Source organism: Rhodopirellula islandica (assembly GCF_001027925.1).
Taxonomy (GTDB): domain Bacteria; phylum Planctomycetota; class Planctomycetia; order Pirellulales; family Pirellulaceae; genus Rhodopirellula; species Rhodopirellula islandica.
On the sequence record NZ_LECT01000017.1, the window covers coordinates 183667 to 207660 of the forward strand.

A 23994-nucleotide genomic window follows, 5' to 3' on the forward strand; every position below is an offset into this window, starting at 1 on the left:
CAACCACGCTTGCCAAGACATTTCAAATGCCGAAAGACTCCTGCCGACCTGTTTAACAGGATGGAAACTTGCGCAAGCGAATCCCCGCGTTCCGTCTGTCCTTTACGCGGTGTGCAGACTGACCAAGTACTGGCCGCCGGTGGAAGCGATTTCTGCACGCAACTTCAGTTCTGGGGACAGGCGAGACAGCCGATCGATCAACCAAGCCGCGACGGAGTCCGCGTCGTCCTGGGAAGGACAGCGAGCCATCGCTTCGCGGCCACCTTTGCGTTCCAGCCGCTCTGTCGCGGCGATGATTGGGGCCGGGTCCACGACAATCAAGTGCTCCGGCCAAGGCACGACGGGATCGTTCCCCCCCTTGCCGGTGTTGCAGCTCTTGTGAGCCAAGCGTTCTGGCGGGACCGAGTTCTTGCCCTGCTTTTTCTTCTTGGCCTTGGCCTTGGTGATCCGAGTGTCCACGCTGGCACCGCGAGGGTCATTTGGCGACATGTCCGGGTCGACGGGTTCGTCGCACAGCCAGCAGCGCCAGCCATCGGCCTCACCCACATCATTGAGTTGTCCCATCGGTTCCCTTCAAAGCGTAGCGAAACTCGTCAAGAGTTTCGTTCTCATCAAAAATACGAACATCTTCACAACATCCCCCCGGCTTCAATTGTTGTCCCATGATAGCGGTTGCACAGCTGAATCCGGCCCTCGCAGGCTCATCAGGAGAAATTTGTGCCGACCAGGGAGGCTGTTCTGGGGTGGCGATGTTAGGATCAGGGACGCATTTTGCTCCCCTTTCGTCTCCTGCTTCCCAGCGGAAGCGACTTCGTTCCTGAATCGGTCGTCCTTTGAAAGTCCCCAAACGCATCCAGCCTCTGATCGAAGACGGGCTTGTGGACCAAGTCTTGGGATCCCTGATGAGCGGCAAAGAGGCCCAGGTTTTCCTGGTCCGTTGCGGTGACGAGGTTCGCTGCGCGAAGGTGTACAAGGACGTTGCCAAGCGTAGTTTCAAGAACGCGGTGCAGTACCAGGAAGGCCGAAAGATTCGAAACAGTCGTCGTCAGCGAGCCATTGACAAGCGTTCCAAATTCGGTCGGGATCAACAGGAAGACGTCTGGCAGCGGGCCGAAGTCGACGCCTTGATCAAACTCTCCCAGGCGGGCGTCCGAGTACCCCAGTCTTACGGCTTTTTTGACGGCGTGCTGTTGATGGAATTGATCGGCGACGGGGAGGGCGGCGTGGCCCCGCGGTTGAACGACATCACGATGTCAGCGGAACAAGCGGTCCGAGAGCACGCCGTCATGATGACGTACGTGTTGCGGATGCTATGTGCTGGTTTGGTGCACGGAGATCTCTCTGAATTCAACGTGCTGCAAGAGGAAAGCGGCCCCGTCATCATCGATTTCCCGCAAGTCATCAACGCATCTGGCAATAACAACGCCAAAACTATGTTGCAGCGAGATGTCCGAAACATCACCCAGTACTACGCCCAGTACGCGCCCGAGCTCGCCGAGACGCATTACGCGGAAGAAATGTGGGAGTTGCACGAGAAAAGCGAACTGGACCCCGACTTCAAACTCACCGGTCGATTCAAGTTCTCCACCAAGTCCGCCGACGTCAAATCGGTCATCACAATGATCGACCTCGCCTACGAAGACGAACTGGACCGCCAAAACCGCTCCGATGGTGGCTGAGATCAGACGCCTGCCTGAGAAAGATCGAAGTGTCAATGCTGTTCGCTCACGGAGACTTCCGGTGTCCCTGCTCAACACTCTCGGTCTTTTCGCCTGAAATTGACCTCCGTCCCACACGATCACATCCGAGATCACCTGTGCTTCGGTTCGGGGGCTTGTTGGAATTCTCTTGCAAACGGTGATTGGCTTTGGACACACAGCCATTCGGTCCCCGTCGATAGGCCTTGATGGGACTGCGTCGATCCATCGGGCCAATCAATGGTCACCTCGACCTTGCCTTCATAGTCTGCCAAACCGAGATGAAGAGTTCGCTGGTTGCTGCATAGATAGCCATCGCCTGCAGTGATTGTCGCAACCGTGGAACGATCGCCGTACCGAGCTTTCACTCGTGCGCCGATGGCGTCCGTGGCTGAGTGAGTGCCTCGCAGTTCGAAACGGATCCAAGAGTGGTTTGTTTCTGTTCGGTTGATCATCAGTGCAACTGGTTCCGTCTGATGAGTCATGACAAAGTCTTGTTTGCCGTCGCGGTTCACATCAAGGAACCAAAGGGCACGTCCAACGTGGGGGGCAGCGAAGTATTCGTCACCGAAGTCGTCCTGCACGATCTCAAATTTGCGACGCCCGGTTTGTCGGATCATTTGAAACGGTTGTGCGTACCAAACTTCCTCGTCATCGACCGGGAAATCTGTATGCCCATTGGTGACGACAATTTCAGCATGTGAATTGTTGTCGAAATCGATGGCTTGGCAACCGAAGCCAACCATCGGCCACGTTGAAGATGCAAAACCGCTCGACGGCGTCGCATCTTTCCAAAGACCGTCCCGATACTGGCAATGCAGCGTATTGTATTCTCGCTCGAAATTTGTCACCAAGAGATCCTGTCGCTCGTCCCCGTCACAATCCCAGCAGGCAATCCCCATGGAACCTTGCGCATTGGAGTTGGCGTCGGTTGCCAATCCGGAGATCATCGCGGATTCACGCAAAATGAATGGGGCATCGCCTGTCGAGTGGCTGCTGTAGTAGTGGTTGGGGGTCATGTCATTGGCGACGAAAATGTCCAAACCAACTTGCGAGTCGACCGAACCGATGATGAGCCCCAAGCCCCTGCCCAAGATGTCAGCGGTGACCGACCACTGGGACGTCGCATCGACAAAGCGACCGTCAGGTGTTCCTTTCCAAAACTCATCTGCCCCTGCAGGGAAATGCGTTGGCGCGCACGATCGTGTGATTGTTCCACCCTCCGCCGTGCAAGCGTTGGTGCTGGGGGCAAATCCATCGCAATAATTCACGATCACCATGTCAGAGATGCCGTCGCCATCTAAATCAGCGATCGCCCCACTGGTCGACCAATTTTGATCGGCGGATGCGAAACGATTGGAGCACTCTTGAAACGTTCCGTCACCTTGGTTGATCCAAAGCTGATTGCCCCCGTAATTCAGTGACAAAACGTCCGGGAAGCCGTCTGCATTGACATCGCCGATGGTAACGCCCTGTCCAAACGCTTGATCGGTCGTCCCTGCATGCCTGGTGATCGGGACAAACTGCCCTTCAAGATTGCGGAACCAGGCATTGGACGAGGAATCACGTTGGCCAGGATTCCCGCCTGCCGCTGCGAAAACAAGATCACTCCATCCATCTAAATCGAGATCCAGTGCACCGCCGCCGCAACCGAGCGTGTTCGACAATAGAATGCCCGGTTGATCCAACGTATCGGACGTTCGCCCAAAAAAGTCCAAGCCGCGTTGAGTCGCTTCGTTGCGAAGCAGAGGTGTCGTCCACTGCGTCGCTGTCCAGTCCCGGTCGCGATCAGCATCCTTTCGGAACAGTGAAAATTCGGCCGCCGGCAACTCACCAAGATCCAGTTGCAATGCAGGATGCCGTTCAGTGCTCTGCCAAGGAGTTTGCCGGCGGAGTTGCCCAAGAATCTGTTGGCGTGCTTGGGTGAGTGCTGCCGGAGTTGGATGCAATTGACGAATCCCGAGCGCGGCCCACGCTTCTGCTTCCCACAATCGCCCCAGTGCCGCATGGGTTTCCACGAGTTCAACGAGCGTTTTGACGTTCTTTCCACTCGGCGTCGCGATCCGCTGTTCGGCTTGGTGCAAGCGTTCCAGCAGAGTGATCCGTGTTTGAATGGAATCGAGAATGTCCTGTGGCCACGGCGAAGAGGCTAGTGTTTTGGAATGGAGGGCGGATGTTTCGCGAATTGTCCTCGCCAAGTTTTGCCAAAGCTGCATCACGTTTGCATTGCGTCGGGTGCCCTCCCAATAGTATCTCGCCGCCGCTTGGATTTGACCGGTTTCCGATGCCCAGTTGCCCAGGACAGACCAGTACTCCCATCGATCGCTGCAACTGTCGTCGAGACCACGATGCCACGACTCCAATTGGTCCCATTTTGCTTGACGAGCCAGCGATCGGCCCAGCAAAATTTGGGCAGGCGCAAATTGGGAATCTTGCTTGAGAATGGTTTGAAGAACGCGCACTGCTTCAACAAGCTTGCCCCGATCAAACTGCCATTCTGCCTGAGCCAGCAACGGACGAATGTCTGATTCATTGCGGTCAACCATTTTGACCATCGAATCAATTTCCAAGGTTCGGCCACGCGTATTACCAATCGCCAACAGTAAGTCTTGGTCGATTTGTCGTTGACGCACCAATGCTTCGCCGTGAGGCAAAGCCGAGTGCCGATCCCCCAACCCTGTCCAAAGGTCAAACAGCAAACGTCGCGATTCGTGCTGAGCCGGCACTTGCTGGACAGCCATGGTGAGCAGGTCAATCGCGTCCATCACTCGACCAACCGAGATCAGTCCCACAACGGTGCGTTGTACCTGAACCGGCGAAGCAAAAGCATTTTTGCGAGTAGCGTCAATCATCAAGTCGACGGCCAGTTGCTTCTTGTCCAGAGCAAAGGCAAGCGACGCGATCTCTTCCAGGACTTGCGGGTCGTCTTGGTGTGTGATCAGCACGTCTTGAGCGATTCCCCAGGCTGTTTGCAGATCGCCAGATTTTATGGCCGTTCGCAAATCAACCATGGTCGAATGAGGCTCAACCGCCAGATGCTGATCGTCCCCCCCCGCATCACTTGGACGGCGGCACCCTGTGCATGGCAACGTGACCAGGGTCAGTACGAGCCACAATCCAAACCGTGGGATCGCCGAACCGAAAGGCATGACCAACATAAAACTCGCATGCATGAAATTCGCGTTTGGGGCGGACCAGGGAGCCATCGTCTCCTGGCGATACCCCGTTTGTGATTGCAACTCTCGATCACGTTTCCGGTAAAAACCTAGGTTGTTGAGGTTGACCTTGCAAGAAGCTCAGCCTGCTGATTTCGTTGGAGGTGTAACCAACAGGAACGAAGGCATTGAAACGGGTTTGCCGAATTGGTGCGCAGCACGCTTAGGCGTGTAGTCCCCCATCTCCAATCCGCCACCCAATGGTCGACGAGTTGAGTACACATTCATTCTCAAGACCAAGCCGAATCGAAAGTGTCAATATCTGGCTCGTTAGCATGTTGAATGCTTGGCAGACTGACTTCAGTCTCGCCTTGCCGAGTGGGCGTCGACACCCAGCAGATGTCCCCTCACCGGCATCGTGCCTTGGGGATTTCCGGGACATTCATGCTGACCGGAATCGAGCCGTCTTTGTCGCAAACGGGTGAATAAACCCCCTTGACATGCTCAGAATGCTCAGGCAGAGTACTGTAATGCTGTAACGTTGTTTCAGTTTACACACCCCCTGCCTGTTGTCCTGCCCCGAAATACTGAGTCGCTGTTGGTTCCCTTCGTTCGGAAAAACTGATTTCCCGATCGAACGTGAACGCTCTTGAAAGCTTTGCTCAAATCATTTCCTCATGGTCACGGAACGAGTCTGTCGTTTCAGTGATGCACTGACGAATCTAATTTTGGCGATCCTGACCATCGAAATTTCAATCCCACAGATTGCAAATTTGGTCAGAGAACTCACTGCGACCGCATCCTGCCCAGTTCTTGGTCCCCTCCTTTTTTGATCAATGGTTTTTTTATGAAAGTCAGAATGTCTCGACGTGGATTCACTCTCGTCGAATTGTTGGTCGTTATTGCCATCATTGGTGTGCTCGTCGGATTGTTGTTGCCTGCTGTTCAAGCTGCGCGCGAGGCAGCCCGCAGAATGAGTTGCAGCAACAACTTCAAGCAACTTGGTTTGGCAATTCACAACTATCACGCTGCCTACAACAAGATGCCGATGCAGGCCACCGGCACTTTCGACACCCATACTGCCACTCCCGAGTTCTGGCGAAATGGCGATGGTGCGAACCACTATCGATTGAGTATCTTGGTCGGTTTGACTCCCTTTCTCGAGCAACAAGCGATTTGGGAGCAGATCACCAACCCGATGGTAGGTCGAACCGATGAAGGGACCGGATGCCCCGGCGGTTCCAACGCATGTCCATGGCCAGCGATGGGACCGACGCCCAACCAGTTGCAATACATTCCTTGGGCCACTCAACTCCCATCGCTTCGATGCCCAAGCGACCCAGGAAGCGGGTTGCCATCGCTGGGACGTACCAATTACGCAGCTTGCTTGGGTGACTCCGGCGCTGGCTCCATTTGGCTCGGTGTTCGTCCCTACAACTATGCCAACAAGCCTGGCTCAGGCGATTTTCAACGGTCTCGCGCTGCCCACCGCGGCGTGTTTGTGAACGGCGACCAGTTGCAATTCCGGGACATTCTCGATGGCCTGTCCAACACGATTTGCATGGGCGAAATTGCCAGCGATATGGGGGACCAAGACATCCGAACCCGACCGTTGACTGGCACATCGCTTCAACCGGAAGACGCGCCCCAAGAGTGCATGCAATACGTTGCGGCTGATCGACCACAATACTGGAACGGAACGGCACCAATGGATGGTAGCGCTGGCAATGGACGTGGCTACCGATGGGCCAGTTCGTACACGGTTTACAGTGCGATCACGACCAATTTGCCGCCAAACCGCGAACTTTGCACAACGCAAAACTATGCCGAGCAGGTTACCCTTCCTCCATCGAGTCGCCACCAAGGTGGGGTCCACGTGTTGATGGCTGATGGGGCAATCAAGTTCATCACCGAATCCATTGAGGCCGGGAACTTAGACAACCCAATGGTTCGCCAAGGTGGAAACGCAGCGAACTTCAACCAGCCCGGTGCAAAAAGCCCGTACGGTTTGTGGGGTGCATTGGGAACTCGAGCAGGCAAAGAAACGTTCGAAGCAGACTTCTAGGTCGACGGCCGTTCGCAATCGATTTTTAAATGAAACGCCTCGGGAACAACTCGTCCCGAGGCGTTCTGTCTACATCAAGCATGACGTAAAGAACAACGGCTTTCGAGAAGGTCCGATCCCTGTGTTTCTGGATCCAAACGTGCACGTTGAATCGAATGCCCTCCAAGCTCGTTCCATCCATTTGCCTTACTGACTAACGATTCTGTTACTTCATTCACCCTACTGAGAGAAACTCAATGACTCGATTTCTGACAATTGCTTTTTTGGCGACTTGCTTGACCACGGTTGGATGCGGAGGATCTGACGGCGGACTCGCGACCGACAACGCTGACGCCGATGCCATGGCGCAGTACGAGGCGGAACAAGCAAAGGCTCAACAAGACATGGAATCTGACTACGCAGACCAAAAGTAGAAATTTGCATTCAAGCCATTTTCGAGCGAGAAGAAGAAAGGGGTGCGAACCCTTTCTTGCAGACAGTCTTGCCCCATTCGGGGTTGTTGCTCTTTGATGGATTCATCTTTGCCGGGGCCGTCAGGCCCCGGTCTTTGATGCACTCCCTCCTCTGCCGAGGTCGTGCAGTTTTTAAGTGCCGATCCAGCAGTGACTTGTAGGACCTCGCTCGTTGTTGAGGCCGTGCAGTTTTTAGATGCTGTGTCAGTAGCGTCTTGAGAACCCCGCCCGACGAAGTTGGGAGGGGGCGGAAAGCAAGCGTTCAGCAAGATTTCCGGGGGAGGCATCACGCGCCGCCTCCCATGCCCGGCCCTCTCCCTTGCGAACGCCTGAACGGCGTCGCTCGACGTCCCCCCAAACTTCGTTTCGGGGGACGTGCAACATGCGGAAACTCGCTGAAAAGCGGCACCTATAAATTGCACGACCTCGCCAACGGGCGGGGGTCGCGAGATTTTGCGAGCAAGGGATTTAAAAAGCTGCTCGACCTCAGAAGGCCGACAGAGGAGCATCGCAGGTGGCGATGCGATCCCCGTGCGTGATGCGTTTCGTGGCGGTGGCTACGGGTTCGTTTCCGTTGGCAGGGATTCTTTCGTTTTCTGGATCACAGTTGGGATGTCGGTGCAGGCGACGTCGAGTCCCAAGCCGATGGCGAGGTAGTAATCCTCGACTCGGTGACCGGGCCAGCCATTGATTTTGTAGCCCAGTTCTTGAGCCTTCTTCACCATGTCACGTGAGGTGCCGGTGATCCGGCAGGCGATGTGCGTTGCTTGCAGTCGTTTGGCTCGCTCGATGAATTCGTCGGAAAGCGGTTGACTGGCGATGATTGCAGTCGGCCAATCGGCATCGAGTTGCCGCATCGTGACCAAGGGACGCTCGTCAAAGGAGGTGAAGAGATAGTCTGACCCTGCCGGTTTGTACTGCTTGGCCAAAGCATGCAGCTTCTGGCAATACTCCGAGACCCGTGCGTCGGGGTACAACGCCTTGTTCTTGGTCTTCATCTCCAGTTCCAAGTACACGCCTGGTTTGTCCTGGAAGTACTGCAGAAAATCCTCAAGCAACAGAAACGATTGCCCCTTCTTGGTTCGCACGCTGTTCAGTTCAGACGCCAGCATTTCTTCAACGGGGCCGCTGGCATCATGAGTTCGGTCGAGGCTGTCGTCGTGCAACAGAACCAACACGCCATCCTTGGTCATGCGGATGTCCGTTTCGAATCCGCGAATGCCTCGTTCGTAACAAGCTTGGAAGCCCTCCATGGTGTTTTCTTCGTACTCATGGGCGCCGCCGCGATGGGCCAGGATCAACGGCAACTGATCCGTGTCCTCGGCGTGACAGTTCCAACCCAACATCAGGCTGGCGAGCAGTTGGCACATCAAAACACAACGGAACATGGGAAGTCGATTCATTGAAGAGCAATCTCAATCCAAGGGAGGGAAGCATGACAGCAAGCCTTGAATCTAGCTTGGATGCAGAAGCCTATTCAACCCGCTGGTGAGAACTCGGGAAACGTGAATCGTGGGATGCTAGGATGAAAGTTTGATGAAGTCGGCAGGACGAAAACACTCGTGACAGGTCGGTGATGACAAAAGCAGACGACCGATCGGTGTCGCAGTTCTGACTGCGTGACTGCCACGTTTGTGCTCCCGGCGTTCCGGTGTTGTCTGGAGGAAAAGGGAGTTTGGTTGAGAAGCGGGCCTTGGGTTGAGATGCGTGCTGGCTGACAAATCGACCTTCTCTCGCGATGGACAAACGACTGGCGACCACGTGATGTTTTAGTTGTGAGCAAGGGGATCTTTCCACTCGCATGGATGCATTCGCTTTGTCCAAAATCAACGAGCCGGTTCGATCGATACCACTTCTCTAGCCGGTAGTGGCGGATCCAAAAGCTGCGGCTTCCCCGAGCGGTTCAATTTGCCGAGCCGGAAGATATGGTGAACGTTTGAATGGCCCTTGGCTGTACACCATCGATTCCCCTGGCGATGGCAAGCTTTGGAGGGCCCCCAATGGACTTAGCCTAAGCACGAAGCTGCGAGAGAATCATGAAGTTTTTTCGTTCGAAGGAACGCCGCCCCGCGTCCTCGTTCATTTTGCGTCGTCTGGAAGACCGCATTCTTTTTGACGCCGCCGTTGACGGTGGAGTCACCCCCGACCAGTACGACCCATCGGCTGCCCAAGCTGCAGTGGATACCAATGCAAGTTATGTCGAGGACGCTGCGTCAGTGTCGAACGACTTGTCCACCAATCAGAACGCGGACGCAGCGGCCGACGAGTCGGACGAATCCACACGTGAGTTGATCCTGGTCGATACCAGCGTGCAGGACTACGTCGTGATTGTTGACGATCTGTTGGCGAACGAAAACGGTTCCCGCACCTTTGAAATCGCGTTGCTCAGCACGGATGGCGATGGCGTCCAACAGATCACCGACATTCTGACAACGCGACAGGACCTCGATGCAATCCACTTGATCACGCATGGCGAAGACGCCGCGCTGCAGGTTGGCGACACTTGGCTGACGGCTGACAACCTCGACGCTTACGCAGGCGACATCGCTTCCTGGGGAAACGCGTTGACCTCGCAAGGTGACATTCTAATTTACGGATGTGATTTGGCGGACTCCGCTGAGGGGCAACAACTTGCCGATTCCATCGCGGCCCTGACCGGCGGCGACGTCGCTGCGAGCAACGACGACACGGGGTCCACTGACCACGATGCTGATTGGGAACTGGAATACCACCACGGCAATGTTGAAACCAGCGTGGCTGTTTCCGATGCATTGCAACAGTCCTACCGAGGCATTCTGGCGGTTGGTCCCGTCGTGTCGGTCGGTGCCGATCAAGAGGTGATGATCGGTCAAGAATTTTCCTTTGACGTGACTTTTGACAACACGGGCACGACCGCCGGATACGGTCCTTTCATTGATCTGGTCTTCCCTGCCAACGGCGCGGATGGCGCGGCGGGAACGGAGGCTCCCGATGGCATTGCATTCTCAAATGCAACGTACCTGGGACAACAATTGACGGTGACCAAGATCACGTTCCCGCCAAGCGGCGTGGTGGAACACCCGTACGCCGTTGATGCCGCGGGGGATCCGTTGTTGGTGACGGGGACACCCGGCGATCAACTGGTCGTCGTTGAATTGCCGTTCGGCAGTGTCACTCAAGACCAGCCAGAAGTCACGGTCCAGATCAATGCGTCGGTCAGTGAACTGGCTGACATGGGAACGCCTCTGAAAATCCAAGCACGTAGCGGTTTCCGGTTCGGTGACAGCCCTGTTGGAGGCGTTGCTTCGATTCTCAGTGACACGGATTCGGATGTCACTGACCCAGACAATGCGGGAACCAGCTGGTCAGAACAGCTGGCGATCACCCCGACGTTGATGTCGTTACGGACCGAGTACGTGGGTCCTGAGAATGAAACAGCGACCGGCCCCAACCACCAACGCCAATACCGTGCCATCGCAGACATTGCCGCCGGCCAAATCATCACGTCGTTGGACATCATCGATTCCCTGCCCGACAACATCGTCGTGACGGGCATCGACTCCGTCGTGGTCGGTGGCCAGACGCTCACGGGAGCCGACTACACGGACAATTTGGCTTCGCTGACCGGACCGGGTGCGAACGAGGAATTGGTGGTCACGATTAGCGACGACTACGACACCTTGGGTGGCGGAGTGGTTGGTACGACCAGCACCAGCGATGTGGAGGTGACGTTCAGTTTCTATGTCGCTGAGATGGACGCCGTTGGGGACGAAGTGATTGGCCCGACGGGGGAAGACGACACCATTGCGAACCCTGACAGTCGATCGATCAACGATGCGCGAGCGATCGGTGACTGGACTCCAATCGACACCCGCGACGCTGCCTCGGCAAACAATGCGGTCGCCGACGCGTCAGGAAGCGAACATATCCTGGATGACAAGGCCATCGCGATTCAGAAAACGGTCGCCATTGCGACCGACACGGGAGCAGCGGGAGCGACCCCTGGTGACACGCTGGAGTACACCCTGACGTTCCAGATCAGCGGCTACTTCACGTTCGGCAACATCGTCATCACCGACACATTCCAAGACGGGCAGGAATTCGATTTCACGTATGGTGCAACATTCGACATCATCGACAGCCAAGGCCACGTGACGGGCAATTTCACCGTTCGTGAAATCACGGATCCCGATGGCGGTGAACGTTTGGTGGTGGATCGGACACAGATCGATCGCACGGACGACGACGGGCCTGACGCGGTTCCGGGAACGGCTGATGATGAAGACGGAGTCACCCCTGATGGCACCGATGGTTCGACCACGTTGGTGTTCGATGTTTCGGGAATGATGCAAGACGCCGATGGAAGCGAAGACGGCATTTTGCAAGGCGGTCTCTCGTTCAACGATGACGACAGCGACATCCGCACGGCAGCGACCGGCGTGATCCGGTTTCGCACGGTGATCCAAGAGGATTACGCCGACACGTTTGAGTCGGGTGACCGGAGCGTCGATCAAGGCGACGCGATCACCAACAGCACGCTGGAGATCACCGGTGAGGTTCGCGAAAACGTAGAGGAAAACGGTGGCACCGGTGACATCACCAAAGTTCTGCACGAAGAACAAGACAACTCGTCGGCCAGCATCGACATTCAGCGTGGAACTTTGGCAAAAGAAGTCTATGCGATCAATGGCGACACCACCCTGGTCAACGGCCCCGATGGGCTGCCGCAATTGGTGGCAGGCGACCGGGTGACCTACCGAATCACCTACACCTTGCCGTCAAGCGATTTCGAAGACCTCGTGCTGACGGACTTCTTGCCACTGCCCATCTTCGTTGCCGGAGACCACAACGCCGACGGCACCACCGGCGATGTGTGGACCTTCGATGCCGACAATGACTTTGATGCGGTTTCCGGAACCATCGAAGTCGGAGCCAACGACACGTTCTTTGATGATTCCGGAATCACTCCGACGTTGACAGTCAATTCCAGCAACGGCTTGGAAATCGAAATTGGCAACTATGATGATCCTAGCAGTTCCTCCAGGACGATCGAACTGTACCTGACCGTCACGGCTCAAGACACGCCGACGGCGGATGGTTTGCACCTCACCAACATTGTTCGCGTGGAAGAAGGTACCACCCAGCAGACGCCGACGATCATTGATCGCATCGTGCAAATCGAAGTCACGCAGCCGGTGTTGAATGTCACCAAGGGAGTCATCGACGCGGATTCGGCCAACGAGACGTACTCGGGGCCAGTCGGTCCTGCTGGCGTCACATTCGAAGCGGCGGGAACGGCAGCGGGTGGATCACCATTCACAGGCACGATCAACTCCGCCAATTTTGCCACTCAAGGGATTCAAGCGGACATCACCGGTGGTGTCGACGCGGGCGACGTTGTCCGCTACGCCATCGTGGTTGAAAACACCGGTTCCAGTCACAGTGGAGCGTTTGATGTTGCCATTCGAGATGTGTTGCCAGCCGGGATGAACTACGTGGCGGGCAGCTTGCAAGTTGTCGATGGTACCGGAGCAGCGGTTGCCTACACGGGCAGCGATCTCGACCTGTTCACCACCGGCATTGAACTGACTGATCCAAGTCCGACCCAAGGTGCGATCGAAGGCTACGACGCGAACCATGGCAAGAACGTGATCGTGTTGATCTATGACTTGCAAGCCACCGTCGCAGTGAGCCCCGGCGAGACGTTGCCAAACACGGCGAGCGTCACCAATTTTGCGGGCCAGGAATCCGGTGCGAACCACATTCCGGATGGCATCACCGTCACCGCTGATGTGACGACCGACGCCGTCATTGGCACGAAGACACTCGTTGGCACCGAAATCGTGTCGGGCGCCAACGGTCAATATGCCGCAGTCATTGGCGAGCTGGTCAACTACGAAATCACCTTCACCATTCCCGAAGGCACCACCGAGAACGTGACCATCGTCGACACGCTCGACAGCGGTCTCCGATTCGTTGGGCAAACCGGCGTCACCACGAACAACTTGACGATCGAAAACCCGATCACGCCCACCGTCAGCCTGGATGGTCGGCGCGTCACATGGGACCTGGGGGATCTAACCGACACGGACATCAGTGACAACGCCGACGGCACCATCACGATTTCGTATCAAGCGGTGGTCGCCAACACTTCCGGAAACCAATATGGCACGCGACTTGACAACACCGCCGGTTTCAACAGCGAGGATAGCCAACTCACGTCTGTCACTCCTGCCCAGGATGTGAACGTGGTGGAACCGGCCGTGACGATCAGCAACTCAGTTGAAGTGGGAGGCATCGCGAGCCAGACGACTGGTGATGCTGGGGACCCGGTGGAGTACACCGTGGAACTGACCAACACCAGCACCGTCGACGCGTTTGACTTGAACTTTGCGAGTGAACTGCCCACGGTTTCCGATGGTTCATCTGCCATCCTGGGTGCGGCCTTCACGATCAACGACACCGCTGGCCTGCTCGACGCCAGTGACTTTGAACTCATCGGAGACGACGCGACCGGTTACACGTTGCAACTGAAGCCAGGCACCGATTTTGACATGTTGCAATCACAGGCCGGACGCAAAGTCACCTTGAGTGTAACCGGCACGATCGCTCACACCGTCACACCGAATCAATCACTCGTCAATCGCCCTGAGGTGAGCTGGACCAGCCTGGACGGAGACGTCGGCAATCGCTCGACGGAATCGACTGTGGACACCGGTGAGCGTGACGGCACCCCCTCAGGCAGCAACACCCACGACTATCTCGCCAGCAACGCTGCCACCATCACGATCAATGCTCCGGCTTTCAACAAGTCACTGTTCTCGACCAATGAAACAGAAACGTCAGGCAGTGACGTCACCATTGGGGAACAGGCCACGTTCGCCTTGCTGGTTTCTTTGCCAGAAGGGAACTCTTCCGGCATCGTCGTCACCGATTTGATGCCCGATGGGCTGAAATATGTCGGCTACACGTTGGTCACCGACGCGGCCTCTTCGGGCGGACTGATGGTGGCGGACTATGACGGCACACTCAATTCACCCACGGTCGCGGGGGGCGCCGGAGCAGGTGACGATGTCACGTTCACGTTTGACGCGATCAACACGACTGTTGACAACGATGGCACCAACAACTCGTTCTTGATCTTGGTCGAAACGGTCGTGGTGGATGTCGATACCAACGTCGGCACTGCCGCAGGTGCCAACCAAACCCAATTGTCCAACACCGCCACGATTGACGCTCTTGATGATGGTGTGGGGACCAACATCGTGACTTCCAACGCGGCCATCGTCGATGTGGCCGAACCCAATATCAACATCGTCAAGGACATCGTTGATAGTGATGCCAACGCCGGCGACACCATGACGATCCAGTTGGCCGTGTCCAACACAGGGCTCGGCGATGCCTATGATGTGGTGGTCGATGACATTCTCAACGGCAGCCACTACGACCTCAGCAGTGTTTCCGTGGGAGTGGCGGGCAATGAGTACCCAGCCGACTTCACCGCAAATTACAACTCGATGACCGGGGAAATCGAGTACTCCGGCGGAACCATCCTCGCTGGTGACCGTGTGACCTTTGAGGTGACCGCGACGTTGCTCAACACAGTCCAACCGGACGCCGTGCTGATGAACACGGCTCAGGTCAGGCAAGCCACCACGCTTCAGGGTGATGTTGTTGGTGAGCGAAACGACACCGATGCCGACAGCGACTCGGTTCATATTCGCGAACACAGCCTCTCCGGGTTCGTCTACTTCGATGCTGACAATGACGGTGTCAAAGACGCAGGGGAAACTGGGATCGAAAACGTGGAGGTTCGGATTCAAGGCACAGACCATCTTGGTCAGGATGTGGACATCACGATCCAAACCGATGCCGACGGTTCATACTTCTTTGGCGATCTTCGTCCTGGAACTTACTCGATCACGCAGACACAACCCTTGTTCGCTGACAATGGCAAGGCATACCTCGACGGCAAGGACACGCTCGGTGCACCAAGCTTGGTTGGCAGTGACGATTCGTTGAACGATACCTTCACGAATCTGGTATTGCCTCTGTCGAGTGAAGTCGATGGAACCCATTTCAACTTTGGCGAATTGGAAGAAGTCGAACTCAGCGGTTTCGTCTATCACGATGCTGACAACGATGGTGTCCAAGATGCGGGCGAAGTGGGCATCGGCGGTGTCACCATCACGCTGGACGGCGTAGACGACAACGGCGTGATCGCTTCGCAAACGATTGTTACCAACGCGGACGGTTCCTATGCCTTCGACGGACTGCGTCCCGGCACGTACACGCTGACGCAAACGCCGGTGGCAGGCAACGCACCGTCGGGACGTCCGTACATGGACGGCAAAGAGACCGATGGCAACCACGGCAATGGTGATACATCGGTCAACGAAGTCATTTCGTCGATCGACTTGGTCGCTGGCAACACTGGTACAAACTACAATTTCGCCGAAGTCGTCGAGTCGACTGTTTCGGGCTACGTCTATCACGACACCGAAAACGACGGCAGTCGGGCTGGCAACACCGGATTGGGCGGAGTCACGGTCACGTTGACCGGAACCGATGACCTGGGCAACACGGTGAACTTGACGACCACAACCTCTTCGGCGCCGGGGACACTGGGGTACTACGAGTTCACTGGCCTGCGTCCCAGTGATGGTACAGGGTATGTGATCACACAAAGCACGCCAGCTGGTTACCTCGACGGCAAAGACTCCGTCGGTAGTCAAGGCGGGACGCTGAACAACGACGCCATCACCAGCATCATCGTGTCCGATACCGCGGGAACGGAGAACAACTTTGGTGAAATCCTACCGTCTAGCCTCGCTGGGATGGTCTTCAACGACAAAGACCACGATGGCGTGTTGAACAATGACGACGAAGCCATTGAATCGGTGACGATCACGCTGACAGGGGTCGATGATCTCGGAAACGTGGTCCATCGAACCACGCAAACTCAGGCGGATGGAACTTACCGGTTCGACAACCTACGCCCCGCTGACGCATCGGGGTACACGCTGACGGAAATCCAGCCAGCGAACTTCAACGATGGTGTTCATTCGGATGGCTCTTTGGCCAATGGTGATACCACCGTCACCAATGTGATTGGCAGTGTCAATCTGAATCAAGATCAGGACGGCACCGGTTACAACTTTGCCGAACGGGGCGTCGGAATCGAGGGCACCGTGTTTTTGGACGCCAACCGGGACGGCATTCTCGACGGAGGCGAAACTGGTCGCTTGGTAGGCATCACGATCGAACTTTATGCGGCCGACGGAACCACGCTGTTGGATACGACGACGACCGCCGCGGATGGAACCTACCTGTTTGCCGATCGGAAATCAGACACCTACATCGTTCGCCAAGTTCAACCGTCACAGTACACGAGCTCGTCTGCCAATGAACGGACCATCAACGTTCCATTGGCGGGAATGTCAGGCGTGGATTTCGGGGAACAGCTGTGGGAGATCGGTGACACGGTTTACTTCGATCAAGACGGCGACGGTATCCAAGACGCCGGCGAACCCGGCATCGGCAACGTTGGCGTGACCTTGACGTACGCGGGAGCGGACAACACGTTTGGATCCGCGGACGATACCACGCAATTCACCACCACCGATGCCAACGGAGCGTATTCCTTCACCGACCAGTTCAACGGCGATTATCGGATCAGCATCGCCGACGCGTCGCTACCCGGTGGACTTTCGGGGACCGCGGAAATCGATGACGTGAATGTCCTCGTTGATGGCACGTCGCACGTCACTGTCCTGGACGGGCACCGCAACGACGTTGACTTTGGATACGCGAGCACCGGTTCGATTGGAGATTCCGTGTGGTTGGACATCAACGGAGACGGCATTCGACAAGGTCAAGAACGCGGGCTCGCCGATGTCACCGTTGACCTGCAATTTGCGGGTTTGGATGGGATCTTTGGCAACGACGATGACTTCACGATCGAAACCACCACCGACGCAAATGGCGTGTATTCGTTCGATCACTTGCCGGTGGGTGATTACCGCGTCGAAATCGACACCAATGATGCGGACCTGCCCGCTGATCTGGTCGCCAGTCCTGGAGTGGATTCCATCGCGGGCGTCGCGGAAGTCACGCTTGCGGATGGTGAAACCCGGTCCGACATTGACTTTGGGTTCGCCGGTTCGCTCGTCATTGGTGACCGCGTCTACATCGACCACAACGCCGACGGAGGCGGTTTTGACAGCAGCGATGGTGACCGGGGAATCGCAGGTGCCACGGTTTCGCTCGACATCGACTACGACGGAGACGGGACGTTTGACCACACACTGATCACCGCGACCGACGCGGACGGCCAATATCAGTTCAACACACTCATTGCCGGTGATTATCGAGTGCGAGTGGACTCGTCAACACTCGGTGACAACATCGCAACGACCAGCACATACGATCTGGATGCGGTCCACGACGATCAAACGTTGGTCACGCTGACACCCGGCAACGACAACGACACGGCCGATTTTGGATATCCTGGAATCGTTGACTATGCGGTTACAAACATCTCTTCGCTAACGGATGCGGCGCAGGGGGGTGACACCTTCACTTATGAAGTCACTGTCACGAACCTCGGCGAGCGTGACGGCACCGGTGTCGTGGTGGTGGATCAGTTCCCGATGGACATCCTGGACGCAAACGGCATGGCCCATGATCAACCGGGCGACGCCACTTGGGATTTCGCAAATGGCACTTTGACTTGGAACGTGGGGGACCTTGACGTTGGCCAAACCGAAACGCTCACGGTCACCGTGCAGGTGCGTCAAATTCCTCTCGATCCACTTGCCGATCAGATCATCACGACCGCTACCGTCACTGATGACACGCTGAACGGTCCGGAAATCACGGTGTCCAACAACACCGATTCAACTCTTGATGAGCTGATCGTCTTTACGTTTGATTCCTTTACCAACGAAGGCAATTGGGCCAACGACAATCCACGTGACGATCTGCCACAGGGGTGGTGGCACGCCCCGGGAGATCCGACCGAACGACAACTGCGCCCCGTCCCGGTCGATCCAATCTTCAGTGGGTTGGCCGAGCCAGGTACAACGCTCAGCATTCGGATCTATGACGAGAGCGGACGCTTGATCGGAGACCGCCAAGTGGTCGCAGACACCGGTGGAAACTGGTTGGCAACGTTCCCAGGCAGTGTGATTTGGAAGCACCCACATCGCATGGAAATTGAACAGGTCGCTTCCATCGAGAACGCGAACCAGGATGCTGGGTTCAACCTGCGTCGATACTTCCATCCGGCCAACCACTCGTCTCTGATGATGACCGAGCGGTTGACTGTTAGCGGCGTGATGCGAGAGACGGCATATGAAACACTCGAAGTGATACATATCGCACACAACGATCCATTGCAGCTTGGTTGCAAAGCGCATCGTTATCAATTGAACACGGCATCCACCAACGTGTCATCAAAGTAGCGTCGAGCCTGCTTGAGACGCGCCGTCAATCTTCAGACGTTCAATCACGCCCCGTTCGAGGCGTGGTTGAACACGCTGTTTTTGGGCCTGTTTGACGGTCCAGTTCAGCCGAAAGGTGTTGGTGAAAATTCCATTTGCGCGTTTGCGCAATCGGCCAAACTCCTATGAAGCGTCATGTTGCATCGCACCTGTACAAAAGGTCGGTGGCGCGACGAGTGTTAAGTTCACCGCGATGATTCATTGCGTGGATCACAGACACCCTCCACTCGGATTGACGGATGCTTCAGCTTTCAAATCTGTCGGATGCTCGACGACCTGTTCGCCGACGACACTTGGTGTGTTCATTGGGATGCGTCGCCACAATTGCCTCGCTCTTGCCGAGTGTCACTTCGGCGCAAACCGGATCGCTGGCCGCTTATGAGAATTCATATTCACCTCAGATCCAAGTCGCTGCCGATTCCGACGCCAGCGAGTTGAGTTCGCTGCAACAACTCGCGCCCGTGCAGGATGGCTATCGACCATGGTGGCAGGATGTGCTGACTACCCCGATGCAGGCCGATTCCAACACCGTCCTGATTGGTGTGGAAGACTTGCTTGTGCGAACGCTTCAGAATTCTTCCCAGGTCAAGGTGTTCAGCGACCTGCCATTGATTCGCCAGACTGCGATCACGGAAGCTTGTGCTGCCTTTGACTGGAATGCGTTCATGAACACTCGGTGGGACGACAATTCCGATCCCGTTGGCAACGTCCTGACGACGGGCGGATCCGATCGCTACCACAACCACCAATGGACAGGGAGTGCCGGCCTGGCTCGACGCAATCACTACGGTGGGCGTTTCGAGGTCGCTCAGGACTTTGGTCACCAGAATACGAACAGCACTTACTTCCAGCCCAACAACCAAGGCACAGCGAAACTGCGTCTCAGCTACATTCAACCGCTGATGCAAGGTCGTGGCAAGGTTTACAACAACTCGTTGGTTGTGTTGGCTGCAATTGACACTTCGATTGCCGAAGACGAATTTTCGCGGCAATTGCAATCTCATTTGCTGGAGGTCACGCGAGCCTACTGGGCGTTGTACCTGGAACGCGCCACGTTGGTGCAAAAGCGACGGTCGCTCGAACTCGCGCAGCAGGTTCAAGACAGTCTGCGGGCTCGTGCCAGCGTCGACGTGGTCGGCAGTCAACTCGCACGAGTCGATGCCGCCGTTACCAACCGGCGATCAGAACTGGTGCGTGCCGAAATGGCCGTCCGGAACGCTCAAGATCGAGTTCAAGCTCTGGTGAATGATCCTGAGTTTGCCATGACCACGAACTTAGAGATGGTTCCCGTCGATCTGCCTCGTTTGGAATCAACCCACCTGGCCGTGGGTGACGTGTTGTCAACAGCGATGCAAAAACGGCCTGAGATCGACCAAGCGATCAAGCAAATCAAAGCGGCTTGTGTGCGTCTGAACATGTCCAAGAACGAACTGTTGCCCCAGTTCGACTTCATTGGCGAAACATATGTCGCTGGTCTTCGCGGGCACAGTGACATCGGTCGGGCGTGGACGGATCAGTTCAGCACCGGAGAACCCAGCTATGCGATCGGTCTGTCCTATCAAATGCCGATTGGCAACCGAGCGGCCAAGGCCCGATTGCAGCGCCGGCGATTGGAAGTGCGGCAATTGCAAAACCAGTTCAATGCCACCGCCGAAACCCTGTTGATGGAAGCCAAAGTCGCCGTCCGGGAAGTTCGCACGGCAGAACGAGAATACCAAGCCAAGTTCGCCGCCATGGTTGCCGCGGAAACACGCCTGGACAGCATCCAGCAGCGTTGGTCGCACGTCCCAGGACAGAATGGTTCAATCGGCTTGTACCTGGAAGATCTGCTCGCCGCTCAATCTCAACTGACAGACGCGGAATCTGAATTCACACGTGCGCTGACGACCTACAACTTGTCGCTCATGAACGTCAAACGAGCCAGTGGCACCCTGCTGGAAACCGAGCAAGTCACCGAAGGCGTCGCAGAGACCGGTGGTCTCCCGACGAAGATTCTTGACAAGCCAATTCTCGAGTGACCAAGTTTCGACAGCGGTGCCAACGCTGCGTCCGATGATGGTTTGGGTGAATGATTCGCCTGCTTGTTAACTGTCTCTCACCTTTGGTCTCCGGTAACACGGACTCTTGCTGTTCTGTGTTACCAGGGACACCAAAAACTCACGCCCACCGAACTCCTATGATCCCACCCCGGTTGCCTGCACTCTCGCAATGGCTTGGCTTCGCTGAAAGGCGAAAGCAGGCTTCGTGTGATGAGATCCTTCCATCGGCGAAGACACTCGCCTGTGCAATCAGTTCACTCAGTGACAGTGAACTGCGTTGGCATGCGAATTTGTTGCGAGATCAACAAACGGGTCCCCATTCCGCATGTTTGAGTGAGCGTTCGGGGAATCAAGATTCGCAACTCACAACTCATGCGATGGCCTTTGCGGTTGCTGCGATTCAGCGGCAACTTGGTTACACGGTCTACGACGTTCAACTCCAAGCCGCTCTGGTGATGTCCAGCGGCCAGATCGCTGAAATGCAAACCGGCGAAGGAAAAACGATCACCGGCGCGGTCGCGACGATCATTCATGCGATGCGTCACCAGCAGGTTCATGTTGCAACGTCCAATGCCTACCTTGCCCGCCGTGACTGGGAATTGCTCGCCCCCGTTTTTGATCGGCTGGCGCTGAGTTCGGGGCATTCATCAGCCGATCAGTCCCCCCGTGAAAAGCGGGCCGCTTATCAGTGCGACATTGTTTTCGCGACGGGATATCAGTTTGGATTTGACTACCTACGCGATCAAATCACGCTCGCCGCTCAACCGCGCAAGCAACTTGGACAATCCATTCGCGAATCACTGCGTGGGCAATCCGATCCGCAGCAGTTGCGTTGCCAAACGCGACATCAAGTTGCGATCGTGGATGAAATCGATAGTGTTCTGATCGACGAGGCCATGACACCGTTGGTTTTGTCGCAGCAACGCCCGCAGGTCCGCGACAATTCGCTCGTGTCTTCCCCTGACAATGAATCGTCCCACCAGACCAGTGTCTTCGATGCGGCGCGAGCTTGCATGCAGACGCTGGTTCCAGGCACCAATTTTCAGGTCGATTCGCTGCAGCAAACCGTTCAACTTACGGAACTGGGAATTCAACGAGCCTTTGAATGGTTGCAGACGCGCCGGATCAAATTGTCCATGCCATGGCCGAACTACATTCAAACCGCATTGCGAGCGGAGTGTCTGCTGACCCGCGACATCGACTACGTCGTGCGGGATGGAAAAGTGCAGATCGTCGATTCCTCCACCGGCCGGATCGTGCCCGACCGGCAATGGAGGTCAGGATTGCACCAAGCGGTGGAAACAAAAGAGCACGTCCCATTGAGCGAATCACGGCGCACGCAGGCGCGCATGTCCCGGCAACGCTACTTCGCTCGCTACGAAACCTTGTGCGGGATGACGGGCACCGCGTCGGGACACGAACGGGAATGGAAACAATCGTATGCCTTGAAAGTGCATGCCATCCCGACGCGTCTTCCCTGCAAACGACGCGTCGAGCCCACGCTCTATTTTGCTGACCACACACAGAAACTCGCCCGCCTTGCGGATGAGGTCTCAGAACATCACCAGATCGGGCAACCCATTCTGATCGGCACTCGAAATATTTTGCAAACCAAGCAAGTCTCCAAAGCTCTTATGCAAGCCGGTTTGAACCATCACCTTCTGAACGGCGTGCAAGACGAAACCGAAGCGGCTCTGATCGCCGCGGCGGGAACGTCTTCCGCGATCACGGTGGCAACCAACATGGCAGGTCGTGGCACCGACATTTCGGTTGACGAAAGAGCACTGGCCGCTGGGGGGCTGCACGTCATCGGGCTGGAACGAAACCTGTCCGCTCGAATCGATCGCCAATTGCTAGGACGGGCCGCACGCCAAGGACAACCCGGCAGCGGTCGGTTCTATGTGTCCGCCGACGACGAATTGGTTCAACGACACGACCCTGGATTGCAATCGATCCTAAGCCGATTGAAGTCACCAATCCCAAACGAGGCCTGGGATCGCCGAATCCAACAATTGCAAACCATCGCGGAACGAGAAAACTTTCGCATTCGAAAACAGACCGCCCAACAAGAGGAATGGCTCGATGAACTTCGCCAACAGGTCGCCTGAGAGCAAACATGCCCGTCCAATGCCGTTGTCCCCCAGAATGCGACTCAATCCATCGGTGTTTGCTGTCCTGATGCCGGCAACGTTGCTGCTGGCAATGTCAGTGTTCGCAAATTGCGTCCAGGCCGAGATTCCTTCCGGTCGATCCCCCGAGTCGTTTTCTGAACCCTTGGAAACGATTGACTTGGCCGCAGCAGAACCTGGTGTTGTGGATACGTTGGCCGTTCGCGAAGGCGACGCGGTCAAGACGGGGGATTTGATTTGCCAACTTCGCTGCGATGTGCTCAAGGCGACTCGTCATGCCACGCTGACCAAGATCAATGCGACCGGCAAACGCGAGGCAGCGGCAGCAACGCTTTCCCATCACCAAAACCATTTGAATCAACTTCAAGCGTTGCTTGCGAAGAACCATGCCAACGATCAGGAAGTTGCCGACGCCCAATTCAACGTTCAGATCGCGGAAGCACAGTTGCAAACGGTCGACGATGAACGAGCGACGTTGCGAGCCGAGTTGGAACAGATCGAGGCACAGATCGCCCGCCGCCAAATCATCGCTCCCACCGATGGCATTATTTTGCAATTGCCAGCGCGGGTTGGCGAACGAGTCGGCACCTCTGACTCTCCCGTCGCCCAATTGGTCGTGTTGAACAAACTCCGTGTGCGGTATCACCTCACCACCGTTCAAGCGGCTCAATTGTCGGTTGGATCGCAACAAACGCTGACCTTTCCTGACTTCGGCACGCACGCGATTGGAACGGTTGACTTCATCGCCCCGACCACCGATCCCAGCAGCGGAACGGTTCGCGTGGAACTGTTGATCGACAATGCCAACAGACGGCATCGATCGGGAGTTCGGTGTCAGTTGAAGTTGCCGGATGCATCCCATGCCGAACCGATGCAGGCAACTGTCCTGCATCGACGCTCTCCCCAATGACCCTTTCCTGCTGAATCCTTCGCATCGCGAAAATCGATTTGCCTGGGAAACCATAGTGCTTCAC

The 23994-nt window shown here is 56.2% G+C and carries 10 protein-coding genes; 7 read left to right on the top strand and 3 right to left on the bottom strand.

The genetic code is table 11. The features are described from left to right. Positions 1 to 102 precede the first annotated feature (102 nt). Positions 103 to 564, bottom strand: a complete 462-nt coding sequence (locus RISK_RS09160) for a hypothetical protein (RefSeq protein WP_047813959.1) — start codon at positions 562 to 564, stop codon at positions 103 to 105. 269 nt (positions 565 to 833) lie between these two features. Between RISK_RS09160 and RISK_RS09165 the strand changes: the two genes are divergently transcribed. Beyond that, positions 834 to 1679 carry a PA4780 family RIO1-like protein kinase gene (locus tag RISK_RS09165; protein WP_047813960.1) on the top strand — a complete coding sequence of 282 codons (846 nt, stop codon included), beginning with the start codon at positions 834 to 836 and terminating at the stop codon, positions 1677 to 1679. Positions 1680 to 1810: 131 nt separating this feature from the next. Here the strand turns inward: RISK_RS09165 and RISK_RS09170 are convergent, their stop codons facing one another. Next, the gene (locus tag RISK_RS09170) at positions 1811 to 4708 is read right to left on the bottom strand and encodes an FG-GAP-like repeat-containing protein (protein WP_160311418.1); all 2898 of its coding nucleotides are present in this window, start codon (positions 4706 to 4708) and stop codon (positions 1811 to 1813) included. Between the two features lie 1003 nt (positions 4709 to 5711). Between RISK_RS09170 and RISK_RS09175 the strand changes: the two genes are divergently transcribed. After that, positions 5712 to 6917, top strand: coding sequence for a DUF1559 domain-containing protein (locus RISK_RS09175; RefSeq protein WP_236696166.1), 1206 nt, complete (start codon positions 5712 to 5714; stop codon positions 6915 to 6917). Positions 6918 to 7153: 236 nt separating this feature from the next. Then, positions 7154 to 7330 carry a hypothetical protein gene (locus RISK_RS32560; protein WP_173442640.1) on the top strand — a complete coding sequence of 59 codons (177 nt, stop codon included), beginning with the start codon at positions 7154 to 7156 and terminating at the stop codon, positions 7328 to 7330. A 596-nt stretch (positions 7331 to 7926) separates the two neighbouring features. Here RISK_RS32560 and RISK_RS09180 read toward each other — a convergent pair. Continuing rightward, the gene (locus tag RISK_RS09180; RefSeq protein WP_053061106.1) at positions 7927 to 8772 is read right to left on the bottom strand and encodes a glycerophosphodiester phosphodiesterase; all 846 of its coding nucleotides are present in this window, start codon (positions 8770 to 8772) and stop codon (positions 7927 to 7929) included. Between the two features lie 633 nt (positions 8773 to 9405). On the opposite strand from RISK_RS09180, the gene RISK_RS09185 reads away from it, so the two are divergent. From RISK_RS09185 to RISK_RS09200, 4 genes are all read left to right on the top strand, one after another. Continuing rightward, a complete protein-coding gene (locus tag RISK_RS09185; RefSeq protein ID WP_047813962.1) occupies positions 9406 to 18813 on the top strand; it encodes an SdrD B-like domain-containing protein in 9408 nt (3135 codons plus the stop codon). Positions 18814 to 19091: 278 nt separating this feature from the next. Continuing rightward, positions 19092 to 20870, top strand: a complete 1779-nt coding sequence (locus RISK_RS09190; protein WP_053061107.1) for a TolC family protein — start codon at positions 19092 to 19094, stop codon at positions 20868 to 20870. 158 nt (positions 20871 to 21028) lie between these two features. Continuing rightward, positions 21029 to 22999: a preprotein translocase subunit SecA gene (locus RISK_RS09195; RefSeq protein ID WP_053061108.1), complete on the top strand. Its 1971-nt coding sequence runs from the start codon at positions 21029 to 21031 to the stop codon at positions 22997 to 22999. Further along, positions 22974 to 23930, top strand: a complete 957-nt coding sequence (locus RISK_RS09200; protein WP_083434868.1) for an efflux RND transporter periplasmic adaptor subunit — start codon at positions 22974 to 22976, stop codon at positions 23928 to 23930. The genes RISK_RS09195 and RISK_RS09200 overlap by 26 nt, the downstream gene beginning before the upstream one ends. Positions 23931 to 23994 lie beyond the last annotated feature (64 nt).